Here is a 3759-nt window from a genome sequence, read left to right on the forward strand (position 1 = left end):
TCGCGGTCGCGGTCAGCAACGGTTCGGGTGCGCGGCTGCGGGAGCGGCTGGCGCCCGCGCTGCCGGGCGCGACCTGGTACGAGGTCGGCGGCGGCACGATAGACGAGGCGGTGCGACTCGCCGACGCCATGAAGTCGGGCGACCACGACGCCGTCGTGGGCCTCGGCGGCGGCAAGGTCATCGACTGCGCCAAGTACGCCGCCGCGCGCATCGGCCTCCCGCTGGTCGCGGTGGCCACCAACCTCTCGCACGACGGCATCTGTTCGCCGGTGTCCATCCTGGACAACGACGCCGGCCGCGGCTCCTACGGCGTGCCGACCCCCATCGCGGTCGTCGTCGACCTGGACGTGGTCCGGGAGGCGCCGATCCGGTTCGTCCGGTCCGGGATCGGCGACGCCGTCTCCAACATCTCCGCCGTCGCGGACTGGGAGCTGTCCCACCGGGTCAACGGGGAGAAGGTCGACGGTCTCTCGGCCGCGATGGCGCGCCAGGCGGGCGAGGCCGTCCTGCGGCACCCCGGCGGCTGCGGCGACGACGGGTTCCTGACCGTGCTGGCGGAGGGGCTGGTGCTGTCCGGCATCGCCATGTCGATCGCCGGGCACACCCGGCCCTCCTCGGGGGCCTGCCACGAGATCAGCCACGCGCTCGACCTGCTGTATCCCCGGCGCGCGGCGGCCCACGGCGAGCAGGTGGGCATCGGCGCCGCCTTCGCCATGCATCTGCGGGGCGACCTCGAAGGGTCCCGCCTGATGGCCGACACGCTCCGGCGGCACGGGCTGCCGGTCGTCGCCGGGGAGATCGGTTTCGGCGTCGACGAGTTCGTGCGGGCGGTGGAGTTCGCGCCGCGCACCCGGCCCGGCCGGTACACGGTTCTGGAGCATCTGGACCTGTCACCGGAGCGGATCGAGGAGGCGTACGGCGGCTATGTCGAGGCGGTGACCGGCCGAGGAGAGCCGGTTTGACCCCGGTGGGGAGGGTCTCGTAACCTTGACCGTCGGCGTGTCCATTGACACGCCACATCCCCGTAAACCTCATTCCTCCCGGGGTCGGGCGTGTTCCCACACGTTCCGGGCCCCGGTAGAGGCCGCTCGCACCCGCCGGCGGCTGGACTGCGGGGGTTCGGTTCCGAGCGAGAGAGAGATCCGCGTGTACGCCATCGTGCGCAGCGGTGGTCGCCAGCACAAGGTTGCTGTCGGCGACATCGTTGAGGTTGACAAGATTTCCACTGCCAAGGTTGGCGACACGGTCGAGCTCTCGACCCTGCTCGTTGTCGACGGTGAAGCCGTGACGAGCGACCCGTGGGTCCTGGCCGGCATCAAGGTCCAGGCCGAGGTCGTGGATCACCACAAGGGCGTCAAGATCGACATCCTTCGCTACAAGAACAAGACCGGCTACCGCCGTCGTCAGGGCCACCGCCAGCAGTACACGGCGATCAAGGTCACTGAGATCCCCGCGGCTGCGAAGTAAGGGTAGGGACTGAGACATGGCACACAAGAAGGGCGCATCGTCCACTCGGAACGGTCGCGACTCCAATGCTCAGCGGCTCGGTGTGAAGCGCTTCGGCGGTCAGACCGTCAACGCCGGTGAGATCCTGGTCCGCCAGCGTGGCACCCACTTCCACCCCGGCACCGGTGTCGGCCGTGGCAAGGACGACACGCTGTTCGCGCTGGACGCCGGTGCGGTCGAGTTCGGCACCCACCGCGGCCGCAAGGTCGTGAACATCGTTCCGGTCGCCTGATCCGGACCCGTCGAGGCTGATCCGTCCCCGGGACGGGTCGCGCGCCTCGGGGCCCAGGCTCCGCGGAACAGAGTTCCTCGCGAGGCGGACCTCACTTCCCCCACGGGAAGCGGGTCCGCCTTTCGCGTGTTGCGCTAGAGACATTCCGTACGTACAGAAGTACCGAAGTGCTGGAGGCACCCCACATGACCACCTTCGTGGACCGCGTCGAGCTGCACGTCGCCGCGGGTAGCGGAGGCCACGGCTGTGCCTCCGTGCACCGGGAGAAGTTCAAGCCGCTCGGCGGCCCGGACGGCGGCAACGGCGGCCGTGGCGGTGACGTGATCCTGGTCGTCGACCAGTCCGTCACCACGCTGCTCGACTACCACCACTCACCGCACCGCAAGGCCACCAACGGCAAGCCCGGCGAGGGCGGCAACCGGTCCGGCAAGGACGGCCAGGACCTCGTGCTGCCCGTGCCGGACGGCACCGTCGTCCTGGACACCCGCGGCAACGTCCTCGCGGACCTCGTCGGCAACGGCACGTCCTACGTCGCCGCGGAGGGCGGCCGGGGCGGTCTGGGGAACGCGGCGCTGGCCTCGGCCCGCCGCAAGGCCCCCGGCTTCGCCCTGCTCGGCGTGCCCGGCGGCCTCCAGGACATCGTGCTGGAGCTGAAGACCGTCGCCGACGTGGCGCTGGTCGGCTACCCGAGCGCCGGCAAGTCCTCCCTCATCTCCGTCCTGTCCGCCGCCAAGCCGAAGATCGCGGACTACCCGTTCACCACCCTCGTCCCGAACCTGGGCGTCGTGACGGCCGGTGAGACCGTCTACACCATCGCCGACGTCCCCGGCCTGATCCCCGGCGCCAGCCAGGGCAAGGGCCTCGGCCTGGAGTTCCTGCGCCACGTCGAGCGGTGCAGCGTCCTCGTCCACGTCCTGGACACGGCCACCCTCGAATCCGAGCGCGACCCGGTCTCCGACCTCGACGTCATCGAGGAGGAGCTGAAGAGCTACGGCGGCCTGGACAAGCGGCCCCGGCTGGTCGTCCTCAACAAGATCGACGTGCCGGACGGCAAGGACCTGGCCGAGATGGTGCGTCCCGACCTGGAGGCGCGCGGCTACCGCGTCTTCGAGGTGTCCGCGGTCGCCCACACGGGTCTTCGCGAGCTGTCGTTCGCCCTCGCCGAACTGGTCGGGCGGTCCCGTGCCGCCAAGCCCAAGGAGGAGGCGACCCGCGTCGTCATCCGCCCGAAGGCGGTGGACGACGCCGGCTTCACCGTCACCCGGGAGGAGGACGGCCTCTACCGCGTGCGCGGCGAGAAGCCCGAGCGCTGGGTGCGCCAGACCGACTTCAACAACGACGAGGCCGTCGGCTACCTCGCCGACCGGCTCGCCCGGCTCGGGGTCGAGGAGCAGCTGATGAAGGCGGGCGCCCGCTCCGGCGACGGCGTCGCGATCGGCCCCGAGGAGAACGCGGTCGTGTTCGACTGGGAGCCCACCGTCATGGCGGGTGCCGAGATGCTGGGCCGCCGCGGCGAGGACCACCGCTTCGAGGCCCCGCGCCCCGCGGCCCAGCGCCGCCGCGACCGGCAGGCCGAGCGGGACGAGGCGGAGCAGGAGTACGACGACTTCGAGCCGTTCTAGTGCCGTGACCGGAAGGGTGCGCCGGACGGCTCGCGGCGTGCGGTGCGGTGCAGCGCACGGCGGAGCGTCGCCCGCGTACGGGATGTACCCGGGTGATGCGACGACGCGGCGCGGTGCCGCACCGGGCGCCGCGAGCCGGTGAACCCTTCCGGTCAGGGGACCGGCCGTATCCGGCCCCGTCCTCCGGGCGGACGACGCGCCCCCGCGGCCACGACCCGGGCGGGCGCGGTGTGCGCCGCACCGATGCCCCCGGCGGCGACGGCGGCGCGGGTGGTACGGGGCGGCAGCGGGGACGACAGCGGTGGGGGGGGGGGGGGCGGCGCCCCCGGGCGCCCCCCCCCCGGCGGCGGCGCGGGGGGGCGGGGCCCGCCCCCCCCCCCCCCCGCCCCCCCCCAGACC

General features: G+C 72.4%; 4 protein-coding genes. All 4 read left to right on the forward strand.

Going from position 1 to position 3759, the window contains the following annotated elements; all coding sequences use genetic code 11:
- A partial coding sequence (locus tag ACGFS9_RS21080) for an iron-containing alcohol dehydrogenase family protein (RefSeq protein WP_393255150.1) occupies positions 1-962 on the forward strand: 962 nt, incomplete at its 5' end.
- Between the two features lie 184 nt (positions 963-1146).
- A complete protein-coding gene (gene rplU, locus ACGFS9_RS21085) occupies positions 1147-1467 on the forward strand; it encodes a 50S ribosomal protein L21 (RefSeq protein ID WP_030601628.1) in 321 nt (106 codons plus the stop codon).
- A 16-nt stretch (positions 1468-1483) separates the two neighbouring features.
- A complete protein-coding gene (gene rpmA / locus ACGFS9_RS21090) occupies positions 1484-1738 on the forward strand; it encodes a 50S ribosomal protein L27 (protein ID WP_030362615.1) in 255 nt (84 codons plus the stop codon).
- A 185-nt stretch (positions 1739-1923) separates the two neighbouring features.
- Positions 1924-3360 (forward strand): GTPase ObgE, encoded by a 1437-nt coding sequence (obgE, locus tag ACGFS9_RS21095; RefSeq protein ID WP_393255153.1) that lies wholly within the window; start codon positions 1924-1926, stop codon positions 3358-3360.
- The last annotated feature ends 399 nt before the right edge of the window (positions 3361-3759 follow it).

It is taken from the genome of Streptomyces sp. NPDC048566 (assembly GCF_043199735.1).
Classification (GTDB): Bacteria; Actinomycetota; Actinomycetes; order Streptomycetales; family Streptomycetaceae; genus Streptomyces.